The organism is Novosphingobium sp. DS6-6, from assembly GCF_057784975.1.
In genome coordinates this window covers 64,020-86,071 of record NZ_JBYNTS010000012.1, presented here as the reverse complement: position 1 = coordinate 86,071, position 22,052 = coordinate 64,020, and the positions used below count along the sequence as shown (strand labels likewise).

The 22,052-nt window shown below is 65.1% G+C and carries 19 protein-coding genes and 1 tRNA gene; 15 read left to right on the top strand and 5 right to left on the bottom strand.

Annotated features, from left to right (window positions below; genetic code table 11):
- On the top strand, positions 1 to 260 hold a 260-nt coding region (locus AC3EDY_RS13785; RefSeq protein WP_488573076.1), incomplete at its 5' end, for a hypothetical protein.
- Positions 261 to 281: 21 nt separating this feature from the next.
- Positions 282 to 716, top strand: coding sequence for a hypothetical protein (locus tag AC3EDY_RS13780; RefSeq protein ID WP_488573075.1), 435 nt, complete (start codon positions 282 to 284; stop codon positions 714 to 716).
- Positions 717 to 785: 69 nt separating this feature from the next.
- Here AC3EDY_RS13780 and AC3EDY_RS13775 read toward each other — a convergent pair whose 3' ends face one another.
- Together AC3EDY_RS13775 and AC3EDY_RS13770 are read right to left on the bottom strand one after the other, a co-directional pair.
- Positions 786 to 3,050, bottom strand: a complete 2,265-nt coding sequence (locus AC3EDY_RS13775) for an NADP-dependent malic enzyme (RefSeq protein WP_488573074.1) — start codon at positions 3,048 to 3,050, stop codon at positions 786 to 788.
- A 78-nt stretch (positions 3,051 to 3,128) separates the two neighbouring features.
- A complete protein-coding gene (locus AC3EDY_RS13770) occupies positions 3,129 to 4,757 on the bottom strand; it encodes a hypothetical protein (RefSeq protein ID WP_488573073.1) in 1,629 nt (542 codons plus the stop codon).
- A gap of 177 nt (positions 4,758 to 4,934) precedes the next feature.
- Here AC3EDY_RS13770 and mutS point away from each other — a divergent pair, with 177 nt between their 5' ends.
- Entirely contained in the window at positions 4,935 to 7,532 is a 2,598-nt protein-coding gene (mutS, locus tag AC3EDY_RS13765; RefSeq protein WP_488573072.1) for a DNA mismatch repair protein MutS, read from the top strand.
- Positions 7,533 to 7,562: 30 nt separating this feature from the next.
- Here the strand turns inward: mutS and AC3EDY_RS13760 are convergent, their stop codons facing one another.
- Positions 7,563 to 8,825, bottom strand: a complete 1,263-nt coding sequence (locus AC3EDY_RS13760; RefSeq protein ID WP_488573071.1) for a NupC/NupG family nucleoside CNT transporter — start codon at positions 8,823 to 8,825, stop codon at positions 7,563 to 7,565.
- Positions 8,826 to 8,918: 93 nt separating this feature from the next.
- Between AC3EDY_RS13760 and AC3EDY_RS13755 the strand changes: the two genes are divergently transcribed.
- From AC3EDY_RS13755 to AC3EDY_RS13725, 7 genes are all read left to right on the top strand, one after another.
- The gene (locus AC3EDY_RS13755) at positions 8,919 to 9,620 is read left to right on the top strand and encodes a queuosine precursor transporter (protein ID WP_488573070.1); all 702 of its coding nucleotides are present in this window, start codon (positions 8,919 to 8,921) and stop codon (positions 9,618 to 9,620) included.
- Positions 9,621 to 9,669: 49 nt separating this feature from the next.
- Positions 9,670 to 10,584 carry an acetylglutamate kinase gene (gene argB, locus AC3EDY_RS13750; protein WP_488573069.1) on the top strand — a complete coding sequence of 305 codons (915 nt, stop codon included), beginning with the start codon at positions 9,670 to 9,672 and terminating at the stop codon, positions 10,582 to 10,584.
- Positions 10,585 to 10,630: 46 nt separating this feature from the next.
- On the top strand, positions 10,631 to 11,236 hold the full coding sequence (locus tag AC3EDY_RS13745; protein WP_488573068.1) for a hypothetical protein: 606 nt from the start codon (positions 10,631 to 10,633) through the stop codon (positions 11,234 to 11,236).
- 121 nt (positions 11,237 to 11,357) lie between these two features.
- The gene (locus AC3EDY_RS13740) at positions 11,358 to 11,651 is read left to right on the top strand and encodes a YggT family protein (RefSeq protein WP_488573067.1); all 294 of its coding nucleotides are present in this window, start codon (positions 11,358 to 11,360) and stop codon (positions 11,649 to 11,651) included.
- A gap of 4 nt (positions 11,652 to 11,655) precedes the next feature.
- Positions 11,656 to 12,549 carry a bifunctional methylenetetrahydrofolate dehydrogenase/methenyltetrahydrofolate cyclohydrolase FolD gene (folD, locus tag AC3EDY_RS13735; protein ID WP_488573066.1) on the top strand — a complete coding sequence of 298 codons (894 nt, stop codon included), beginning with the start codon at positions 11,656 to 11,658 and terminating at the stop codon, positions 12,547 to 12,549.
- A 63-nt stretch (positions 12,550 to 12,612) separates the two neighbouring features.
- The gene (locus AC3EDY_RS13730; RefSeq protein WP_488573065.1) at positions 12,613 to 13,380 is read left to right on the top strand and encodes a hypothetical protein; all 768 of its coding nucleotides are present in this window, start codon (positions 12,613 to 12,615) and stop codon (positions 13,378 to 13,380) included.
- A 1-nt stretch (position 13,381) separates the two neighbouring features.
- Positions 13,382 to 14,002: a MarC family protein gene (locus tag AC3EDY_RS13725; RefSeq protein ID WP_488573064.1), complete on the top strand. Its 621-nt coding sequence runs from the start codon at positions 13,382 to 13,384 to the stop codon at positions 14,000 to 14,002.
- A gap of 62 nt (positions 14,003 to 14,064) precedes the next feature.
- Here AC3EDY_RS13725 and AC3EDY_RS13720 read toward each other — a convergent pair whose 3' ends face one another.
- Entirely contained in the window at positions 14,065 to 14,652 is a 588-nt protein-coding gene (locus AC3EDY_RS13720) for a TMEM165/GDT1 family protein (RefSeq protein ID WP_488573063.1), read from the bottom strand.
- Positions 14,653 to 15,245: 593 nt separating this feature from the next.
- Between AC3EDY_RS13720 and AC3EDY_RS13715 the strand changes: the two genes are divergently transcribed.
- Positions 15,246 to 16,880, top strand: coding sequence for a DEAD/DEAH box helicase (locus AC3EDY_RS13715; protein WP_488573062.1), 1,635 nt, complete (start codon positions 15,246 to 15,248; stop codon positions 16,878 to 16,880).
- A gap of 152 nt (positions 16,881 to 17,032) precedes the next feature.
- Complete coding sequence (locus tag AC3EDY_RS13710) at positions 17,033 to 17,548, top strand: hypothetical protein (protein WP_488573061.1); 516 nt, start codon at positions 17,033 to 17,035, stop codon at positions 17,546 to 17,548.
- Here the strand turns inward: AC3EDY_RS13710 and AC3EDY_RS13705 are convergent.
- Positions 17,497 to 18,027, bottom strand: a complete 531-nt coding sequence (locus tag AC3EDY_RS13705) for an MmcB family DNA repair protein (RefSeq protein ID WP_488573060.1) — start codon at positions 18,025 to 18,027, stop codon at positions 17,497 to 17,499. The two genes, AC3EDY_RS13710 and AC3EDY_RS13705, sit on opposite strands and share 52 nt — an antisense overlap.
- 143 nt (positions 18,028 to 18,170) lie before the next feature.
- Here AC3EDY_RS13705 and AC3EDY_RS13700 point away from each other — a divergent pair.
- The 3 genes from AC3EDY_RS13700 (at position 18,171) to AC3EDY_RS13690 (ending at position 22,041) form a co-directional block, all read left to right on the top strand.
- Positions 18,171 to 18,247, top strand: a tRNA-Arg gene (locus tag AC3EDY_RS13700).
- Positions 18,248 to 18,545: 298 nt separating this feature from the next.
- Complete coding sequence (locus AC3EDY_RS13695; protein WP_488573059.1) at positions 18,546 to 21,434, top strand: SNF2-related protein; 2,889 nt, start codon at positions 18,546 to 18,548, stop codon at positions 21,432 to 21,434.
- Positions 21,435 to 21,438: 4 nt separating this feature from the next.
- A complete protein-coding gene (locus AC3EDY_RS13690) occupies positions 21,439 to 22,041 on the top strand; it encodes a hypothetical protein (protein WP_488573058.1) in 603 nt (200 codons plus the stop codon).
- Positions 22,042 to 22,052: the final 11 nt, after the last annotated feature.

Here is a 22,052-nt window from a genome sequence, read left to right as displayed (position 1 = left end):
CCGCGATCACCCGCGACCGCAAATCCTCGGATATCGGTCTCACCATGCCTGCTGGCCTCCTATCCAGCAAACAGGATGAATCAGATTTTCAGCGCCAAGGGAACCGCAAACGACTCTATCACGTCGGATTATGCTCTAGGGCGCGAACAACGTCGATTGACCGATCACGGTTTTCTGTGCGCCTCTGTGCCTCTGCGCGAAAAAAATATGATCACATTGCGGGCCGCTTTGTCCGCACCACCCCACTTGCGGACATGTGACTGACCGTCCACTATTGGCATATGAACAGCAATTTCGTTTTCGAATATGAATTCAGCCGTGACGGCGATGACTTTGGGTGGCTGAAAGCGAAAGTGGAGACCCCTCATTTCAGTGGGCGCAACGGCATGTGGGTTCAATGGCAAGATTTAGGCGATTTCGCTGCCTCGCTTTCCGCCTATCCGATCACTCCAGGCAGCCCCATACTTTGCAGTTGGGGCTTTGAGAAAGATGGACAATATACAGCAATCACCAAGCTGGCCATCGCCCCTAAAGGAGCGACCGGAGGGCTTCTCGCCGATGTTTCTTTGGCAAATTGGTACGAACCAGATAATCGCTGTAGCACGCGCTTTGAAACCGATTATCCATCTCTAACGACATTCCGAGAAGAGATTGAGCGGATGCTGCACAATAGAAACGGGAGCGCTACTCTTTATGGATCGGTGGACGTCCACTAACCACCGATCTCGGTCGTCCCCGAGCCGCTGGACTTGTGCACGCGGCCCGGGGTTGAGCACGGCTTGGCCTCAGGCGGTGATGCCCGCCGCCGCAAGCACGGCGAGAGTGAGCAGGTCGGGCGCGATGGCGGTCATCGGGGCGATCTGCACCGGCTTTTCCATGCCCAGCAGCATCGGCCCGATCACCGCATTGCCACCCAGTTCGCGCAGCAACTTGGCCGATATGTTGGCCGATTGCAGGCCGGGCATGATCAGCACGTTGGCGGGGCCAGACAGACGGCAGAACGGATAGGTCTGCATGATGCGCGGGTTGAGCGCGGCATCGGGCGCCATTTCGCCTTCGTACTCGAACCCCGGCTGGCGTTCGTCGAGGATCGCCACGGCATCGCGCAGCGCATCGAGCCACTTGCCGTAAGGATTGCCGAACGTGGAATAAGACAGGAACGCCACGCGCGGCTCGTGGCCCATGCGGCGGGCAACGGCGGCCGTTTCGATCGCGATATCGGCCAGTTCCTGGGCGTTGGGCCGTTCGTTGACCGTGGTATCGGCCAGGAACACGGTGCGGTTCTTGCCCACCATCAGATGCACGCCGAACGGCAGATGGCCCGGCTTGGGCTCGAGCACGCGGCGGATTTCCTTCATGGTCTGGGCGAACGGACGGGTGGTGCCCGAAATCATCGCATCGGCATGGCCCAGCGCCAGGAGCAGCGAAGCGAACACGTTGCGATCATTGTTGACCATGCGGCGCACGTCGCGTTCCAGATAGCCGCGGCGCTGCAGGCGCGGATAGAGATAAGCGACCATGTCTTCGACCAGGGGCGAGACGTTGGAGTTGTGGATCTCGAAGCTCGACGGGTTCGAAACCCCCAATTCGGCAAGCTTGTCGAGCACGCCCTGGGTGCGGCCGACCAGAACCGGCGTGCCATAGCCGAAATCGCGGAACTGGATCGCCGCGCGCAGCACCACTTCCTGCTCCGCCTCGGCAAAGACCACGCGCTTGGGGTTCTGCTTGACGTTGGCATAGACGTTGGTGAGCACCGCGGTGGTGGGATTGAGCCGGGCCTTGAGGCTTTCGCGATAGGCATCGAAATCCTCGATCGCCTTGCGCGCCACGCCGGTTTCCATCGCCGCGCGGGCGACGGCGGAAGACACCACTTCCATCAGGCGCGGATCGAACGGGGCGGGAATGATGTAATCCAGGCCGAACTGGTGGTTCTTGCCATAGGCCGCGGCCACTTCGTCGGGCACCGGTTCGCGCGCCAGCTCGGCAATCGCGGTGGCCGCGGCGATCTTCATTTCCTCGTTGATCGCCGTCGCCCGCACATCGAGCGCGCCGCGGAAGATATAGGGAAAGCCCAGGACGTTGTTGACCTGGTTGGGATAGTCCGAACGGCCGGTGGCGATCACGCAATCCGGGCGCACGGCGCGTGCCGCGTCGGGATTGATCTCAGGGTCGGGGTTGGCCATGGCGAAAATGATCGGCTGGGCCGCCATTTTCTTCACCCAGTCGGGCTTCAGCGCATCGGCGGCCGAAAGGCCCAGGAAAATGTCGGCCCCGTCCAGCGCTTCTTCCAGCGTGCGCGCCAGGGTATCGACGGCGTGTGCGCTTTTCCACTGGTCCATGCTGTCGGTGCGGCCGCGCCAGATCGTGCCCGAACGATCGCACATGATCACGTTGTCGTGCCGCACGCCCATGGCCTTGATCAGTTCGGTGCAGGCGATCGCCGCGGCGCCGGCGCCGTTGACCACGACCTTGACGTCGGCCAGCGCGCGGCCCGTCAGATGGCAGGCATTAAGCAGGCCGGCGGCGGTGATGATCGCCGTGCCGTGCTGATCGTCGTGCATGACGGGGATGTTGAGGCGCTCGCGCAGAGCCTGCTCGATAATGAAGCACTCGGGCGCCTTGATGTCTTCCAGATTTATCCCGCCAAAGCTGGGCTCCATCAGGGTGACGGCATCGATGAACGCCTGGGGATCTTCGGTGGCCAGTTCGATATCGATCGAATCGACGTCGGCAAAGCGCTTGAACAGCACGGCCTTGCCTTCCATCACCGGTTTCGAGGCCAGCGCGCCCAGGTTGCCCAGGCCCAGAATGGCGGTGCCGTTGGAAATCACCGCCACCAGATTGCCCTTGGCGGTATAGTCATAAGCCGTCGCCGGGTCTTCGGCGATAGCCAGCACCGGCACGGCCACGCCGGGCGAATAGGCCAGGCTCAGGTCACGCTGCGTGGCCATCGGTTTGGAAGCGATGATCTCGATTTTGCCCGGCCGGATCGTGTTGTGGTAGAAAAGCGCTTCGCGTTCGGTGAACCGGACGTTGCTTTCCTCTGACATTCGCGCTCTCCCGGCAGACTGGAAACTAATCAGCCCCCTTGCACATTCACCTGCGCGAGGGAAGGCTGACACGCATCATTACAAACCGCGCGGCTGCCATGTGGGCAGGCCCAGCGGGCGCACCGCGAACAGCAGGCTGCGGCCCTGCTGCCACACCAGCCGCAGGCGCGGATCGGGATTGCGGGGCAGATCGGTATCGATCAGCCAGACGTAATCCACCCGCTCCACTGGGGCGAAGCGCAGCGCCGAATCGATCGAGCGCAGCCGTCCGCCCTGGCAGCGGCGCGACCACACGAATTCCGACGGATCGGCGGCAAAGTTGCGCGCCGGGCGGAACCGCGGCACCACCATGTGCAGGCCGGGCACGGCCCAGTTGTCGTTGACCCAGGCCTGGCGATAGACGCTCGCAAGGCTTGCCAGGTGATCGCGCCGCGTGTTGCGCCACGCTTCCTCGAGGCACGAGTGTTCCACGAAAGTCAGAATGCGGCTGCCCGGCTCGACATGCTCGAGCGCGGAAAGCTGCTGCCGGAAATCGTCCGCGTAATCGGCAAAGCTGGCGGCTGTCACCACCGTGCGCAGGCCCAGCAGGACGAGCCCGGCATAGGCGACGGCGCGGGCCACGCGCGGGCGTGCGCCGCGCCAATCCTGCAGGCCCAGCAGCAGCATCATGGCCGGCGGCAACAGCCGCACATCGACGAAAGCGCTGCCGTTGATATCGCTCGGAATGATCGCGTAAAGCACCAGCACGCACAGGCCCGGCAAGGCGCGCTGCCAGTTCCACCGCCCGCCCAGCCAGTATCCGCCCAGAATGAGAAGATAGCAGGCCGCCATGGTGATCACGTCGAGCGCGAAGGACTGGTCGCGCAAAGTGACGCCCAGGAACACCCCCTTCTGCTCCCACCGCCAGGTGTTGAGGCTGCGCGCCGGATCGGGCGCGAGCAGCTTCCACAAGACGATCGTGAGCACCGTTGCCAGAAGCGGCCAGCACAGCGCGATCAGCCGCCGCCCCGCCCCCTGCCAATCGTGCGTGGCGATCACTCGACGCCATTGCGATGGCCGCCACCATCCTTTGGGCAGAAGATCGAGTTCGCGGCCCAGCGCGTTGGAGCCGATCATCACAGCCAGCAGCAGGCCGCCGATCGCGTGGCACAGCATGGCCAACGGCTGCGCCATCACCAGGAATGCGCTGCGCCAGCGAGGCCTGTCTTCCAGAGCGATTGCCGCGGCAAAAGCGCAGAGCGACAGCCCGGTGCCCAGGATATAGTTGAGGAACCCGGTAAGCAGGGGAAACGTGAACACCCACATCATCGCCCAGGGTGCGCCATGGCCGCCGCGCGCGTTGGCCACGCGCACGAGAGCAAGGCACCCCCCGGCATAAAGCGCGGTGGCCAGGACCGTGCTCCACCAACCCGCCGCCAGGATGCCCAGCTGGGCGCCCAGCACTTTCATCAGCACGTCGCCGCCGATGTTGAGCGTGAACACCCATTTCCAGCCCAGATACCTGCCCAGCGGGCTGTCGGGACCCGCCGCTTCGATCGCGGCGGCGCCCATATGGCCCGGCACGTCGATCAGCGGCGGCACGTCGACCAGCGCGAACGGCAGGCAGATCAGCAAAGTGCCCAGAACCACGCCGGGCAGCGACAGCCAGGGCAGGCCACCGCCCTGCCAGTCGAGACGAAACCGGAACCGTGTGTTGGGGACTTGCATAGGCCTCTTTTTTGCAATGCACCGCCTGGCAGGCCGGAAAGGCCGTGCCCTGATCGCGCCCCGCGCGCAAGAGGGCGTGGCGCCGCTCGCCCGATCCGCGGGGCTTTCCCTGCGCCTGTTCATAAGGCTGTTGCGCGGGTTTGAGAAAGCGCGCCGCCTGGGCTAGCCCATGCGGCGATGTCCACCGCCCCCACCCCGATGATGGCGCAATATCTGGCGCTCAAGGATCAGGCGCCCGATTGCCTGCTGTTCTATCGCATGGGCGATTTCTTCGAACTGTTCTTCGACGATGCCCGCCAGGCTGCGCAGATCCTCGATATAGCGCTGACCAGCCGGGGCGAGCATGGCGGCGCCCCGATCCCGATGTGCGGCGTTCCCGTCCATTCGGCCGAAAGCTATCTTGCACGGCTGATCCGCGCGGGCTGCCGCGTCGCCATTGCCGAGCAGGTGGAAAGCCCGGAGGAAGCGAGAAAGCGCGGCGGCGCCAAGGCCCTGGTCGCGCGCGATATCGTGCGGTTCGTCACTGCCGGCACGCTGACCGAGGAAGCGCTGCTGAACCCGCGCGAATCCAACGTGCTGGCCGCCATATGCCCGTTGCGCGATGCCATCGGGCTTGCCGCGTGCGATATCTCGACCGGGCGGATGGAACTTGAGGAATGCCCGCCCGAACGGCTGGGTGCGGCCCTCGCGCGGCTTGGCGCACGCGAAATCGTGGCGCCTGAAAACTGGGCCGATGCCCCGCTCGATACAGTGCCGCGCGATGGGCGCGGCTTTGACAGCGCGCGGGGCGAAGCCTGCCTCAAGGAACTGCATGGCGTGGCGACGCTGGATGGCTTCGGCCGGTTCAGCCGCGCGATGCTGGCGGCGGCCGCGGGCCTGGTCGCCTATCTCGATCACGTCGGGCGGGGCCGGTTGCCGCTGCTGCTGCCGCCGGTGGCCCGCCAGGCCGATGCGCACATGGCCATGGACGAGGCGACGCGCGCCAGCCTGGAAGTGCTGGTTTCGTCCACCGGCACGCGCAAAGGCAGCTTGGCCGATGCGGTAGACCGCTGCGTCACCGGCGCGGGCGCGCGCCTGCTGGCTGAAGACCTTGCCGCCCCGCTGCTCGATCGGGCCACGATCCGCGCGCGGCTGGCAGCCGTGCAGTGGCTTTGCGAAGATGCCATCCTGCGGGCCGACGTGCGCGCCGCGTTGCGCACCGTGCCCGATCTGGGGCGGGCGCTGGGCCGCGTGGTGGCCGGCCGCGGCTCTCCCCGCGACCTGGGCCAGTTGCGCGACGGTCTGGGCCAGGCACGGCGCCTGCACGATGCGCTGGCGGCGCGGAGCGATCTGCCCCCGCTGGTGCGGGCGCTGCTGCCCGGCCTTGCCGGCCATGGCGCGCTGGTCGATCTTTATGACCGCGCCCTGGTGCCCACCCCGCCCACCGAACGCAGCCAGGGCGGCTTCATTGCCGAAGGCTATGACGCCGGGCTCGACGAACTGCGCGCGGCGGCCGGCAACTCACGCCGTGCGATCGCCGCGCTGGAAGCCAGGTACCGCGAGGAGACCGGCGTTGCCGCGCTGAAGATCCGTCACAACGGCGTGCTCGGCTATTTCATTGAAGTACCCGCGCGCCATGCCGAGCGGCTGATGCAACCCGACGCGGGCTTTACACACCGTCAGACCATGGCCGACGCGGTGCGTTTCAACGCGCTGGCCCTGCACGAGGAAGCCAGCCGCATCGCGCAGGCCGGCGCCCATGCCCTTGCGGCCGAGGAAGCGCATTTCGAAGACCTGATCACCCGCGCCGTGGCCGCGCGCGAGGCGATCGCCGCAACCGCCGCGGCGCTTGCCCGCATCGATGTTACCGCCAGCCATGCCGAGCGTGCCGGCGAAGGAGGCTGGTGCCTGCCGCAGGTGGTGGACGAGCCGGTGCTCGCCGTGGAAGGCGGGCGCCACCCGGTCGTGGAAGCAGCGCTTGCCAAGGCGGGCGAACGCTTCGTCGCCAACGATTGCCATCTTGGCGAGGCCGACCGGCTGTGGCTGGTGGGCGGGCCGAACATGGGCGGCAAGTCCACGTTCCTGCGGCAGAACGCGCTGATTGTGCTGCTCGCCCAGGCAGGCAGCTTCGTTCCCGCGCAAAGCGCCACCGTGGGCCTGGTCGACCGGCTATTCAGCCGCGTGGGCGCCAGCGACAACCTGGCGCGCGGGCGGTCCACCTTCATGGTGGAAATGGTTGAGACCGCGGCCATCCTGCAGCAGGCCGGGCCACGCAGCTTCGTCATTCTCGACGAAGTGGGGCGCGGCACGTCGACCTATGACGGGCTGGCCCTGGCCTGGGCCGTGGCAGAGGCCGTACACGAAGTGAACCGCAGCCGCTGCCTGTTTGCCACCCATTACCACGAGATGCAGCGCCTGGCCGAAACCTGCCCGGCGCTGTCGCTGCATCACGTCCGCGCGCGGGAGTGGAAAGGCGATCTGGTCCTGCTGCACGAGTTGGCGCAGGGGCCGGCCGACAAATCCTATGGCCTGGCCGTGGCGCGCCTTGCCGGGGTGCCCGAGGCGGTGGTCAGGCGCGCGCGCAGCGTGCTCGACAAGCTGGAAAAGGGCCGCGCCGCCACCGGGGGCCTGGCCGCCGGGCTCGACGACCTGCCGCTGTTCGCCGCGGCGATCGAGGCCGCCGAGGATAAGGTCGATGCCCTGCGCGAAAAGCTCAACGGACTGGACATCGACGCCTTGTCGCCGCGCGCGGCGCTCGACCTGCTTTATGAACTCAAGCGCGAGGCCAATAGCTGAAAAGCCGCAAGGCGGGCTGCGGCACGCCTTTTACAGCGACAGAAACAGCCCTGCCAGCGCCGCGCTCATCAGGTTGGACAGCGCGCCCGCGCACAGGGCCTTGATGCCCAGCCGCGCGATCACCGGACGCTGGTTGGGCGCAAGACCACCGGTCACCGCCATCTGGATGGCGATGGACGAGAAATTGGCAAAGCCGCACAGTGCGAAAGTGACGATCGCCACGGTGTGATCGGAAAGGCCCTTGGCATCCTGCAGATCGATGAAGCCGACGAATTCGTTGAGCACGATCTTGGTGCCGAACAGGCCGCCGGCCTGCATCGCCTCCGCCCAGTTCGGGGCGCCCAGCAGCAGGAACAGGGGCGCGAACAGCGGGGCCAGGATTTGCTGGAACGTGAGGCCCGGATAGCCGAAGAAGCTGCCGGCCCAGCCCAGCATGCCGTTGGCAAGTGCAATCAATGCCACGAACGCCAGCAGCATGGCGCCCACGGCCACGGCCAGTTTCACCCCGGTCTGCGCGCCTTGTGCCGCGGCCATGATCAGGTTGGCAGGGCGCTGTTCTTCCGGCGCTTCTTCCAGCGAAGGCTTGATATGCGGGTTGGTCAGCGGGGCGCGGGCGTCCACGGTGTCGGGCAGCGGGGGCTCGTCGGGCATCATCAGCTTGCTCATGAACACGCCACCGGGCGCCGACATGAACGCGGCCGCGACAAGATAATCCACCCGGACCCCCAAGCCGGCATAGGCGGCCAGGATCGTGCCCGCCACCCCCGCCATGCCCACGCTCATCACCGTGAAGACCTGGCTGGGTGTCAAGGCGGCGAGATAGGGCCGGATCACCAGCGGCGATTCGCTTTGCCCCACGAAGATGTTCGCCGCCGCGCACAGCGATTCGACGCGGCTGATGCCCGTCACTTTTTCCAGAGTGCCGCCGATCCAGCGGATCACCAGCGGCATGATCCCGAGGTAATAGAGGATGGAGATGAGCGCCGCGAAAAACACGATCGGCGGCAGCACGGCAATGGCCACGCTCTTGCCGCCAAGATCGGCCTGCGCCAGATTGCCGAACACGAATTCGACGCCGGCGCGCGAGTACGAAAGAAGCTGCTCCACCGCATGGGCCGCGCCTTCCAGCGCGGCCTTGCCGGGCGGAAAACTGAGCACCAGCGCGGCAAGGCCGGCCTGAAGGGCAAAGGCCGGCAGGACGACCCGCCAGCGGATTGCCCTGCGGTTGGACGAAAGCAGGAGTGCGATGGCAAACAGCAGCGCCATGCCGCCAAGACTGGAAAGAATGCGCATGGCGGGATCGACAGCTCCGCATTGTTGGGGATTTAGACAGGCACGTCTCTAACCGGATTTGGCGCGGCGTCAAAATCAGGATAGAGGCCAACGATGGAAAACGTCGTCTCTTCCGCATCCGCTTCCGGATCGCCGACCGTCACCCTGCCCCGCGCGCTTTTCGTGTTTGCCCTGCTTTACGGCGGCATGGTCGTGCTGGCGGGCATTCTGGGCGCCAAGATCGCCGATCTGGGCAACTGGCCGGCGGCCGGCCGTCTCGCCGTGGAATCGGGTATTTTCTGCTTCCTGCTGCTGGTGGTGTTGTCGAGCGCAACGGCCGAACTCTATGGGCAGAAGACCGCCTCGATGCTGGTGCGGCTGGGGTTCATCCCGCTGATCGCCTCGATGGTGCTGCTGGCCGTGGTCATTCACGTGGTGCCGCCCGCGCCGTTCTGGCAGGGGCAGGCGGCCTTTGCCGCGGTGCTGGGCCAGGGCGCGCGGATGCAACTGGCCGGGCTTATCTCCTATGGTGTTTCGCAAACGCTGAACGTCCACGTCTTTGCGCGCATCGGCGGCGGACAGGGGCAGCGGCTGATCCTGCGTGCCTGGGTGGCCAGTTTGCTGAGCCAGGCGGCCGACACCGTGCTGTTCATCACGCTGTCGTTCTGGGGCGAAACGGGTGCCGACGGGCAGCCGCTGCCGATCACCACTCTCATGGCCGGGCAATTGAGCGCCAAGCTGCTGCTTTCCACCCTGATGGTGCCGCCGCTGATCTGGCTGACCGTGCGCCTGGGGCGCCGGCTCGATCGTGCGTGAGCTAAAATTCGCTTCTCATTCGCGTCAGGCGGTCTAAGGCGCGGCCATCATGGCCACGAATATCGATCAGACCGATTCCTATCGCACCAGCATGCTCGCCAAGGCGGAAACGCTGACCGAGGCGCTGCCCTATCTGCAGCGCTATGCCGGCCAGACTTTCGTGGTAAAGTATGGCGGCCACGCCATGGGCGATCCCGACGCGGCACACGATTTCGCACAGGACATCGTGCTGCTGAAAGCCGTGGGCGTGAACCCGGTGGTGGTCCATGGCGGCGGGCCGCAGATCGGCGCGATGCTCAAGAAGCTGGGCGTGGAATCCCGCTTTGTCGACGGTCTGCGAGTGACCGACGCGGCGACCGCCGAAGTGGCCGAAATGGTGCTTTCAGGCAAGATCAACAAGGAACTGGTCAGTTGGATCGCCGCAGCCGGGGGCAAGGCGCTGGGCATTTCCGGCAAGGACGCGGGCCTGGTTACCGCCACCAAGGTGGAACGCACGGTCAAGCATCCGGAAAGCCATATCGAAAGCGTTGTCGATCTGGGCTTCGTGGGCGAACCGACCGAGATCGACCCGACGATCATCCACACCGCGAGCGCGGCCGGCTTCATCCCGGTGATCGCGCCGATCGGCGTGGGCCGCGACGGCCACACCTACAACATCAACGCCGATACCATGGCCGGCGCCATCGCCGCCAAGCTGGGCGCGGCGCGGCTGTTCCTGCTGACCGACGTGCCCGGCGTGCTTGACAAGGAAAAACGCCTGCTCACCGATCTGACGCCGCAGGACATCGCCGGGTTGACACAGGACGGCACGATTAGCGGCGGAATGATTCCCAAGCTGGAAACCTGCGTTCACGCGGTCGAGGCCGGCTGCGAGGCGGCGGTGGTGCTCGACGGGCGCGTACCTCATGCCATGTTGCTGGAAATCTTCACTGCACGCGGCGCGGGAACGCTGATCCATTGCTGAAACGATGCGGTGGTTTGGCGCTGCGGAACGAAACGCGCGGCCGTGCGTGATCAACGCCATGATCCGTGCCTGCCTTGCCACCGCGCTTACCTCCGCCATCGCCATCAACCTTTCCGGCTGTGACGGCGGGCGGGGTCCGCTGCCCCATGCTTCGGCGGACACGCCCGGCACGGCGGTGATAACGCCACCCCCATGGATTGTCGCACGGTCTGACCTGCCGCCCGAAGACGGGCCACCTGACGCCGCATCCCGGCCCGGCCCGGTACCGGCCCCCAAGGTCACGCCGGCGGCCGGTTCCGCGCTTCTTGCCGCGCGCGATCCCGGCGCGGTGCTGATGGCCTGGGGCGATGCCGTCGAACGGCGCGACTGGCCCATGGTGCGCGCGTTCTGGGGCGATCACGGCAAAGCATCCCGGCTCGACGAAAAAGCCTTTGCCGCGCGCTGGAACAGGCTGGTGCAACCGCGCGTCACGATCCAGCCGGGCGAGACCGAAGGCGCGGCGGGCTCGCTCTATTACACGGCGCCCGTCACGCTTATCGACGGGACTCACCGCATGACCGGCGAAGTGACGCTGCGCCGGGTGAACGACGTGCCCGGCGCCACGCCCGAACAGCGGCGCTGGCACATCGAAAGCACCACTCTGCCGCTTTGAGATCGCGGACGAGGCCGGCTCTTTACCGCAAGCCCGAAATCCCGGACCAGCGTCCTCCCGATTGCCCTCGTCCTTACGCCGGGCTAAAGCGCGGCACCGTTGCCGCCGAGAGGAACCGTTCGTGCTGCTCTATACCCTTATCCAGATGATCGATTACCTGATCAGCGTCGTAAGCATGGTCGTGATCGTGCAGTTCGTGCTGAGCCTGCTGATCAGTTTCAACGTGGTCAACACCAGCAACAACGCGGTGATCGCCATCTGGCGCGCGCTCAACGCGATACTCGATCCGCTGCTGGCGCCCATCCGGCGTTTCATGCCCAATACCGGCAGCATCGATTTCTCGCCCATGGTGCTGATCGTGCTGTTGCGGCTCCTGTCCATTCTGCTGAACGGCCTCGCCGCCTCGGGATATTGATCGCATGACCGCCGAGGTGATCGACGGCAAGGCTTTCGCGGCCGATCTGCGCGCCCGCGTAGCCACCCTGGCCGCTGCGTTCGAGGCGCGAAGCGGGCGGAAGGCCGGCCTTGCCGTGGTGCTGGTGGGGGAAGATCCGGCCAGCCAGGTCTATGTGCGCTCCAAAGGCAGAAGCACGCTGGAAGCGGGCATGGCGAGCTTCGAATACAAGCTGCCGGCGCAAACCGGGGAAGCGACGCTGCTGGCTTTGGTGGAACGGCTCAACGCCGATCCGGCCATCGATGGCATCCTGGTGCAACTGCCCCTGCCCCGCCATCTCGACGAGCAGACCGTCATCGCCACGATCAGCCCCGACAAGGACGTCGATGGCTTCCACGTCGCCAACGCCGGCCGCCTCGCCGTGGGCCAGCCCGGATTCGTGCCCTGCACGCCACTGGGCTGCCTGATGCTGCTGAAAGACAGGCTGGGCGATCTCGCGGGCCTCGAAGCCGTCGTCATCGGCCGCTCCAACATCGTGGGCAAGCCCATGGCCCAGCTGCTTCTGTCGCAAAGCTGCACCGTGACGGTCGCGCACAGCCGCACGCAGAACCTGCCCGCCGTGGTGCGCCGCGCGGATATCGTGGTGGCGGCCGTGGGCCGGCCCGAGATGGTCAAGGGCGATTGGATCAAGCCAGGCGCCACGGTCATCGACGTAGGCATCAACCGCGTGCCCGCCGGCGATGACGGCAAGACGCGGCTGGTCGGCGATGTGGACTATGCCGGCGCCGCGCAAGTGGCGGGCGCGATCACGCCGGTGCCAGGCGGCGTCGGACCGATGACTATCGCCGTCCTGCTGCGCAACACCCTGGTGGCCGCCTATCGCAATGCCGGGCTTGCCCTGGCCGGGGACGCCATCTGAGCGGCGGTTCCGCGCCTAAGTGGTCGCTTGGCCAAAAGGCAGCCATCCGATAGAAGCGAAGCCATGCTGCTTCGTGCCACGGGCGCCGTTCTGGTGCTGTCTCTCTGCGTTTCTACCACCGCCCCGGCCCAGCCGATGGGCGGCCGCATGCGCATCATTGCCAATCCCAGCGCACTGATCGGCGCCGACATCGCGCTGGCGCGGGCCATGCAGGCCAAAGGGGTGCGCGACGCGCTGGCCGACAGCATGGCACCGGGCGCCGAAATCGTCGTCCCCCCGCGCCAGGCGGCAGAGCCGCTGTTGCGTCGCAAGGACGCCAACCCGGCCCGCCCGCACCAGCCCGATGCCGCCTGGATCGCCTGTGACGGCAGCTTCGGCATCACGCGGGGCCGGTGGAAGGCGGCGGACGGCAGCACCGGTGGCTGGTATGCCACGGTGTGGCAGGCGAACCCGAAGAAAAACAGCTATCAATGGCGGCTCATGCTGGAAGGGGCTGATGCAAGCCTGCCGGCCGCGCCCGATTTTCTCATGGGCCTGGTGGCCGATTGTCCGGCCCGGCCACAACCGCCCGGCGGGGCCGAGATGCCCGCCCCCCCGCCGGGCAAGCGCCCGCCGATGGGACAACGCCCGCTTGCCGGCCCCCTTCCCGCCGACAATGCCCCGGCCGGGGCGGATCGCCAGGAAGCACGTGCCAACGATGGTTCGCTGGCCTGGCGGATCACGGTGCTGCCCGATGGCACCCGCCATTTCCGCGCGTGGCAGTGGAAGGATGGCGTGATGGCAGAGATCGTCAACCTGAACGGAGCACCGTTGCAGGCGCAGGGGGGCTGACATGCTGCAACTGTTCCTGTCCGCCTTTACCACGCTGTTCCTGGTGATCGACCCGCCCGGCTGCGCACCGATCTATGCGGGGCTTACCACACATGCAACCGGCCGCCAGGCAACGCAGATGGCGTTGCGCGCCTGCGTTATCGCCACGGGCATTCTGGTGACCTTCGCCCTGTTCGGCGAGGCATTGCTGCGCGCGCTGCACATCGAACTGGCCAGTTTCCGCATCGCCGGCGGGATCATGCTGTTCCTCATCGCGCTCGACATGGTATTCGAAAAGCGCACCGAACGGCGCGAGGAACGGGCCGAGAAACTCCGCAATGCCCAGCCACAGGTGGAAGATGTGTCGGTCTTTCCGATGGCCATGCCGATGCTCGCGGGGCCGGGCTCGATCGCCTCGATCATGCTGCTGACCGCCCGCGCCCGGGGCAGCGAGGAAACGGTTGTCGTCCTTGTCGCGCTCGGCTTGGTCATGGTCATGACATTCTTGGCGCTGGTGGCCGCCCGCCCGATCATCCGCATTTTGGGGCAGCAGGTCGAAGCGGTGATCACGCGCCTGCTGGGCGTGCTGCTGGCGGCCCTTGCCGCACAGTTCGTGATCGACGGGCTGCGCGCCCAGTTCTGAAGCCGGGCGGCAAAGCTCCGGATGTGCCCGCCGGATGTGCGCGCCGGATGTGCGCGCCGCCGTCAGACCAGGCCCGCGGTCTGCGCCAGAAGCCAGGCACCGATCAGAACGAACAGCACGGCGGCCGCAATCCGCACCAGTTTCAGCGGCACGCGCGCGATCAGGGCATTGCCCAGGAGCACCGCCGGCACATTGGCCAGCATCATGCCCAGCGTGGTGCCGGCGGTCACGGCAAGGGCATCATGGAAACGGGCGCCCAGCGCGATCGTGGCCACTTGCGTCTTGTCGCCCATTTCCACCAGGAAGAACGCCACGGCAGTGGTGACGAAAGCGCCGAAACGGCCGGACCGGGGCGTTTCCCTGTCTTCGTCCAGTTTGTCGGGCACCAGCGTCCAGAGGCCCATAGCGATGAAGCCGGCGGCAACGGCATAGCGGAACCACGCGCCATCGAGCAGATCGGCCGCAACCATGCCGACCAGCGCGGCAAGGAAGTGATTGACCAGGGTTGCCGCAAGAATGCCCAGCACGATCGGCAGCGGCCGCTTGAAGCGCGTGGCCAGAACGATAGCGAGAAGCTGGGTCTTGTCGCCGATCTCGGCAAGCGCAACGACCACGCTCGAGGTGGTGAAAGCTTCGAACAGGGGTGCCATGGCAATTCGATCCTGGGGCCGGGCGGAACAGAACAAACGACAACCCGCAATGTCGCCCGGCCGGGCCCATCGCGTGGCTGCCATTTGGTCTTGCCCGCAGCAGGCCGTGACGGCCTGCCTCTGCCCGCGCCATGGTCTCTCGACCAAGCATGTTGACGCTGGGCGCCGCACGGCGTGCGGTGGCTACTCCCCAAGTGACGTGGCAAGGCGGTTACGGCGCCCGATCGCGGCTGGCAAGGCGAATTTTGCACGGGCGTGAAATCGCCTGGTTTCGATGCGTGCATGCGATGCCAATATGCGCCTGGCGGGAACGGGGACGGGCGCTTGCGCAATTTCCTTGCGCAAGCCGGCAAAAGCCCCTAGTGCGGCCGCCAGCAGGTGCGATGCGCCCGTTGCGCATGCGCAGCAGGTGGCAGAGGCCCGGGCAAGCGTGAGATCGACCGTTACCGGCACGATCCGCCCCGGCCGCGCGCATCGTGCCCCACCCGCCTCCCTTTATCACGCAAGGGGTCGCACGTTCGACCCCTGCCCTATGCCGTCTGCGCCATGTGTGGCGCAGGACAGCGGGAGGCTTTGAAAAGCATTGGAATTTCATGTCTTATTTTTCCGACCTTGGCCTGGCCGAGCCCATTCTTCGCGCGCTTGAAACCAAGGGCTACAACGATCCCACCCCGATCCAGCGGCAAGCGATCCCGGCCCTTCTGGAAGGACGCGATCTTCTCGGCATCGCCCAGACCGGCACCGGCAAGACCGCGGCTTTCGCGCTGCCTTCGCTGCACCGCCTGGCGGCCGACCCCCAGCCGCGCAAGCCGGCATCATGCCGCATGCTGGTGCTCTCCCCCACGCGGGAACTGGCGGCACAGATCGCCGACAACATGAAAGGCTATGCCCGCAACCTGAAACTGTCGGTCGATTGCGTGTTCGGCGGTGTTCCCGTGGGCAAGCAGGCCCGCCGCCTGGTGCCGGGCGTCGACGTGCTGGTTGCCACGCCGGGTCGCCTGCTCGACCTGATCGACAGCCGCGCGTTGACGATCGGCCGCGTGGAAATCTTCGTGCTCGACGAAGCCGACCAGATGATGGACCTGGGCTTCATCCATGCATTGAAGCGCGTGGCCAACCTGTTGCCGGCCAAGCGGCAGAGCCTGTTCTTTTCCGCGACCATGCCCAAGTCGATCGAGGACCTGGGCAAGCAGTTCATCAAGAACCCGGCGCGTGTGGAAGTGGCCCCGCAATCCACCACGGCGGAACGCGTCGAACAGTTCGTCTGTTTCCTCAACCAACCGGAAAAGCAGGCGCTGCTATCGCTGACCGTCCGCCGTATGCTGGCCGAAAAGCAGCTTGACCGGGGCATCGTCTTCACCCGTACGAAGCACGGCGCCGATCGCGTGGCGCGCAATCTTGCCGCCGCCGGCATCGATGCCCGCGCCATTCACGGCAACAAGAGCCAGGCCCAACGCACGGCAGCGCTCGAAGCGTTCCGCCAGGGTTCGTGCCCGATCCTGGTCGCCACCGACATCGCCGCGCGCGGCATCGACGTTTCGGGGGTGAGCCATGTGTTCAACTTCGAACTGCCCAACGTGCCCGAACAATACGTGCACCGCATTGGCCGCACGGCCCGCGCCGGCGCCGATGGCGTGGCGATCAGCTTCTGCGCGCCCGATGAAAAGCCCTATCTCCGCGATATCGAGCGCCTTACCAAAGTGAAGCCCGACGTGATGCCGCTGCCGGAAAACTTCCTGGCCGACGCCGCGCGCCTGCCCGCCCCCAGCCGTCGCCCGGCCGATGAAGAGGCCGAGCCCAGGCGCCAGCAGCCACGGGGCCGCAACCCCGGCACGCGCCGCGACTCCGATCGCCGGGATTTCGGTCGTCAGAATTCCGGGCGTCAGAATTCCGGGCCTCAGGAAAGCGGGCGTCAGGAAAGCGGGCGCCGCGATGGTGGACGCGACGACGAGCGCGCCAGAGGAGAGCGCCAGGCCAAGGGCGTAGGCCCAGGCACGGATCAGCGCCGCACGGATCAGCGCCGCAATGATCGGCCCCGGGACGGCCAGCATCGGGATGGTCAGCATCGGGATGGTCAGGCCGGTGGCGGCAAGCGCCACGAGGGGCCGCATGGCGATGGCGGCGCCCGCCACGATGCGGGCGCGGATGCCGCGGCCAAGCGGCGTTTCCGGCCGCGCGGCCCTGCCACGACCGGTCAGCATCGCAACAAGGTACGCCGTGTCGTCTGATTTCGCGCCTTGCAAGCTCTGACAGTGCGGGCCCATGCGGCCTGCATCAGGGCTTGAATGCCGACCATCCAATGCTTGCCGCCGCGCCCTTTGGTGCTAACGATGTTATCACCGATATGCATTGGGCCTGTTTGCGGCCAAGGGGGGTGCCGATGGGCAAGAAGCGCAAGCGCAATGCCGACAAGAGCAACGACGAAAGCTTTGCCGAGGCGGTAACGGCCATAGTGGCCCAGGCCATGGCAGAGCCGTCGGTTGCCCGTTGCACGCTCTCGATCGACAAGACGGCGGGCCTTGCCCGCGTGACCACCAGCGCTGCCGACGGCCGCGTTTCCACGCGCGAGATCATCGGCCCCGGCCTGGCGCTTCCCTCCGCCCCGCTCCCGGGTCCCCTTCCTGCGTCCGCCGATCCGCCCGCCCCGGCAGCCGCGCCAGGCGCGGAGGCCACGACACGGCCCGCCGGGGCAACCACGGCTGCACAGGCCCGGTCCGCGCGCAATGCGGCAATCCTGGCCCTTGCCGCGCGCGGCCTGACCCAGACCGAAACGGCGCGGGTCCTGTCCGTTTCGCAGGCGCTGGTTTCGAAAGTCCTGCGCGCGGCAATGCCGCGACAGGTCGATCAGGGGTCGCCACCCCAATCGCCGCAAGCGGGATCGGCGCTTACAACCTGACGGCGCAATGCCGCGCGAGCCAGCCGCTCCACTTCGACCTTGCGGCGCGCCGCCGCCAGCGGCAGGCTGGGTGCGGGCCGCAGGATTTCCGCGTCATAACCATCGGCCACGATCATGCCGCACGTCTCGGGCATGAACGCGGGATCGTCGAGAATGCGGCGATCGAGATGGGGCGCCAGTCCCCAATAGAACCGGTCGCAATGATCGAGGTATTCTGGCCACTTGGCATCGCCCAGCAGATCGGCGCGGCTCACCTTGATTTCCACGATGACCACCCGCCCCTTGCCGTCGATGCCCATCAGGTCTGCCCGGCGGCCGTTGCGCAACGGCATTTCCGCCAGACACCATACCCCGTTGCGGGCGAACAACCGGCAAACGCCACGCGCCACGGCCGCAGCATCGGGCAAAAGCGCCGCCGCCGGAACGACGGCGCCTGACAGCGGGACGGCATTGGTGGCGGCAAGCAGCGAATCAGGCATGACCCTACGATAGGAACATAATACGAACAGGTAAAGTATGGACGCCCGGCGGAACAGCATGGGCGGTCAGCCGCACCTCAAGACCGGCACGGCAGAAAAAGCACTGGCAAGCCCCGCACCCCGCTGCTAGGGCGCTTGCGCAAGCACCCGTAGCTCAGCTGGATAGAGTACTGCCCTCCGAAGGCAGGGGTCACAGGTTCGAATCCTGTCGGGTGCGCCAATTTTTCAATGACTTAGCGATAAGATCGCCCCCTAAGGGGCTCCCGTTTGCTGGGAAAGTGGTCTTTATCAGGGGTCTTTCGGCGGCGATGGCTGGCAATCCCAATCACGCCGACGGTTAGGGTCGGATCAGCTTCCAATTGCCAAAATCACCCGTCTCAGCCAACACTTAGGCGAGCTGGAGTGGATGGTAGCTGATCGGGGGTTGAAGTGGCGCGACTGGGAATAGCAATAACCGTTGATGCGCCGCGAAAGCTACTCGTCTCGAAACGTTGCGTTTGCCTTCGTCGGAGGGGGCAATGAGCAACAAGCCCACATATCTACCAATTCAGTCACACTATCACGCCCATCGCCTGACCGCGTCGGGCACCGCTGAAGATGCGTTTACTCGCTCGTTGACTTCGGCACGAGTGGAGATGAACCCTCACCAGGTCGATGCCGCGCTTTTCGCGCTTAAAGCCCCGTATGCCAAAGGCGTTTTGCTTGCTGACGAAGTAGGACTTGGCAAGACGATTGAGGCCGGACTTGTCATATCTCAGAAATGGGCGGAGCAGAAAAAACGCATCCTGCTAATCGTCCCCGCATCGCTTCGGAAGCAATGGCAACAGGAACTGTTCGACAAGTTTTCACTGCGAAGCCAGATTCTCGAAGCCCGGACCTACGGCGACTTGAAGAAGGGCGGACTAGCGCGACCATTTGAGGTTGCCGGTGGCATCCTCATTTCTTCCTATGAGTTCGCGGCCCGCAAGGCGGACGAAATCCATGCGATTCGCTGGGACCTCGTGGTGTTTGACGAAGCTCACCGCCTCCGTAACGTCCACCGGAAGAACACCGCAAAGGGGGCGAAGGCGCTCAAGCAAGCTGTCGATGGTGCGTTCAAAATCCTTTTGACCGCCACCCCGCTGCAAAACTCGCTGATGGAGTTATACGGCATCGTGTCGATGATCGACGACACGCATTTCGGCGGCGAGAATGCCTTCCGCACGCAATATGCTGGTGCCTCCACCCCTGCATCGCAGGAGATGTTGCGCGAACGCCTGAACTCGATTTGTCATCGCACATTGCGCCGTCAGGTGCAGGAAGCCGGGCATATCAACTTCCGCCAGCGCCATGCAGTCACCTTCAAATTTGAACCTTACGATCAGGAAACGACGCTCTACGAGATGCTTTCGGCCTATCTGCAAGATACCGACACCATCGCCTATGGCGGGCGGACGAATGCGCTTGTGGTCCTTCAAGCCCGCAAAAGCCTTGGGTCATCGACGCGCGCGGTCGCGAGCTATCTGGATACGCTACTGCAACGGCTCCGCAGCAAGCAGCGCGCCGCCCCCGACATGACGGACGATTTCGAGGACACGTTTGACGAGGAACGCGAGACGCTGGACGATGACGACGCGGACGGCGGCGAGGAGCCGCCGCTTGATCCGGTCAAGCTGGCGGCGGAGATAACGCTGGTAGAGGGGATGCGTGACCTTGCCCAGTCCATCGGCATCAATGCCAAAGGCGAGAAGCTGGTCCACAACCTCCCCGGCGTGCTGGACGAGATCAAGGCCAAGGGCGGCAAGCGCAAGGCGGTGATCTTCACCGAAAGCGTGCGGACACAAAAATACCTGAATCAACTGCTGACCGACAACGGTTATGCGGGCCAGATTGTCCTGATGAACGGCTCGAACAACGATGATGAGAGCCGGGCGGTTTATGCGGAATGGAAGGCGCGTCACGCCGGGACCGACCGCATTTCAGGATCGAAAACAGCGGATATGAAGGCCGCCATCGTTGAAGCCTTCAAGAGCGACGAAAAGACCATCCTGATCGCCACCGAAAGCGGGGCGGAGGGCATCAACCTCCAATTCTGCTCGCTTCTCATCAACTATGACCTGCCGTGGAACCCGCAGCGCGTAGAACAGCGGATTGGTCGTTGCCATCGGTATGGGCAGTTGGTCGATGTCACCGTCGTTAACATGCTCAACATGAAGAACCGGGCGGAAGCTCGCATCCATGAACTGTTGGAACAAAAGCTGCACCTGTTCGACGGCGTATTCGGGTCCAGCGACGAGGTGCTGGGCATCCTCACCGATGGCATCGACTTTGAAAAGGAAGTGCTGCGGATCATGCAGAAGGTCCGTTCCGATGAGCAAGCGGATCGCGAGTTTGACGAACTGACAGCCCGGATTCAGGACAGCATCACCGCCGACCTTGAAGCGGCCCGCGCGAAGGTGCTGGAAAATATGGACGGCGATGTTGTCGCCAAGCTCCACCGCCGCAACGAGGCGCTGGCGATCATCGTGCCGGACTTCAAGCAACGCCTGTTGATGCTCGCTAAGGCCGAATTGCCCGACGCCGTGTTCCCGCACCCTGACAGCGAGGATTTTGCTTGGGACGGTAAGCAGTGGACAACGAAATGGCCGCTAGCGGACGAAAACGACTGGCAGTTTTTCCGCGCCAATGAAGGTTTGGGCAATGACCTGATCGAGCGGGCGAAGGCGCGCGTGCTGAGCGAAGGTGCGGAAGCGATAATCTTCGATCCGACCGCCTATGCCTATGCGGGCCAGCTTGGCGGCGTCGTGGAACTGGCGGGCCAATCCGGCTGGCTGCGCGCGTTTAAAGCCGTGATGCCCACGCCGGGTGCGGAGCGTGAGGAAATCATTGTTGTCGGCGAAACCGATGGGGGCGAGATGGTCCCCCCGCCCGTCTGCGACAAGATTATGCTGGCCCCCGCCCTATCTGGCGGGCAGGCCGGAGACATACCCGCCGCTCGTCTGTCCCAGCTCCAGGATTTCGAGTTCGGCCACTTCTCCGAACGGATGAAGCAGGACAACTACAAATGGCTGATCGAAGAGGATGAGCGGCTCAACCGCTACGCCCGCGACATGGAAATTGAGATTGAGTCGCAGATTGCCACGCTTGATGCCGAACTAAAGGATTTGCAGCGGCAGAAGCTGTCCCCCAGCCTGAGCATGGAGGATAAGGTCGCATTGATGCGCGAAGTTAAAAAGAAGAATGACGCGCGCGATGACCTGAAAATGAGCCAATTCGAGGTCAAGAAGCAGATCGGCAAGGAGATTACCGAGAAGCTTGATGCGTTCTCGGATTTGTTGAACAAGGAACCCCGGCTGGAAGAATTGTTCACCGTGCGCTGGACAGTGACTCCCGGCGCGATGGCGACCGATCAGGCCAAGGCTGCTTGAGGGCGTGTTCCCGGAGTTCGGACAATCTCCTAAATGTCTCGAACTCGATCTCGATTCCTACGAGGATTCATGGACCCATATTGCAGGTTTCCGGGGCCAATCCGGCTGGTTGCTCGTCGCGCGCGCCACGATCCAAAGCGAGCATGACCTATTGCGGGGCAAGCTGATCGCCGCCTGCGACGACTATGAAACGCCCATCCCAGCATGGCGGGCGACGCACCTGACTCAATGCCGCTGGGATCGGCTCGATCATTGCTATGAGGAACCGCCCGAAATCCTCGATGACCTGTTGTGCGAGGAAGAAGGCGCTTTCTACGCCCGCTGGCAGCGCGAGATGAACACCGGCCTTGCCGCGCTCTATGACCGCGCACAGCGGAATATCGAGGCGCTGGAAGCCAAGGCCACCGCACGCACCCGCGAAGTCGATTTGCAGATTGCCGACTTGCGGCGGCGACGACGCATGGCGGACACATCCGACGAAGCGCGCGCGCTGTTTACCGAGGTCATCGCGGAACTGGAGGCGGAACACGATCAGGCGATTATACAGCTTGCCCGCCAACGTGCCGCGCTTCGCCGCGAGGCCGATGCCACCGAGGAAGCCCTGTGACAGCGCACCGA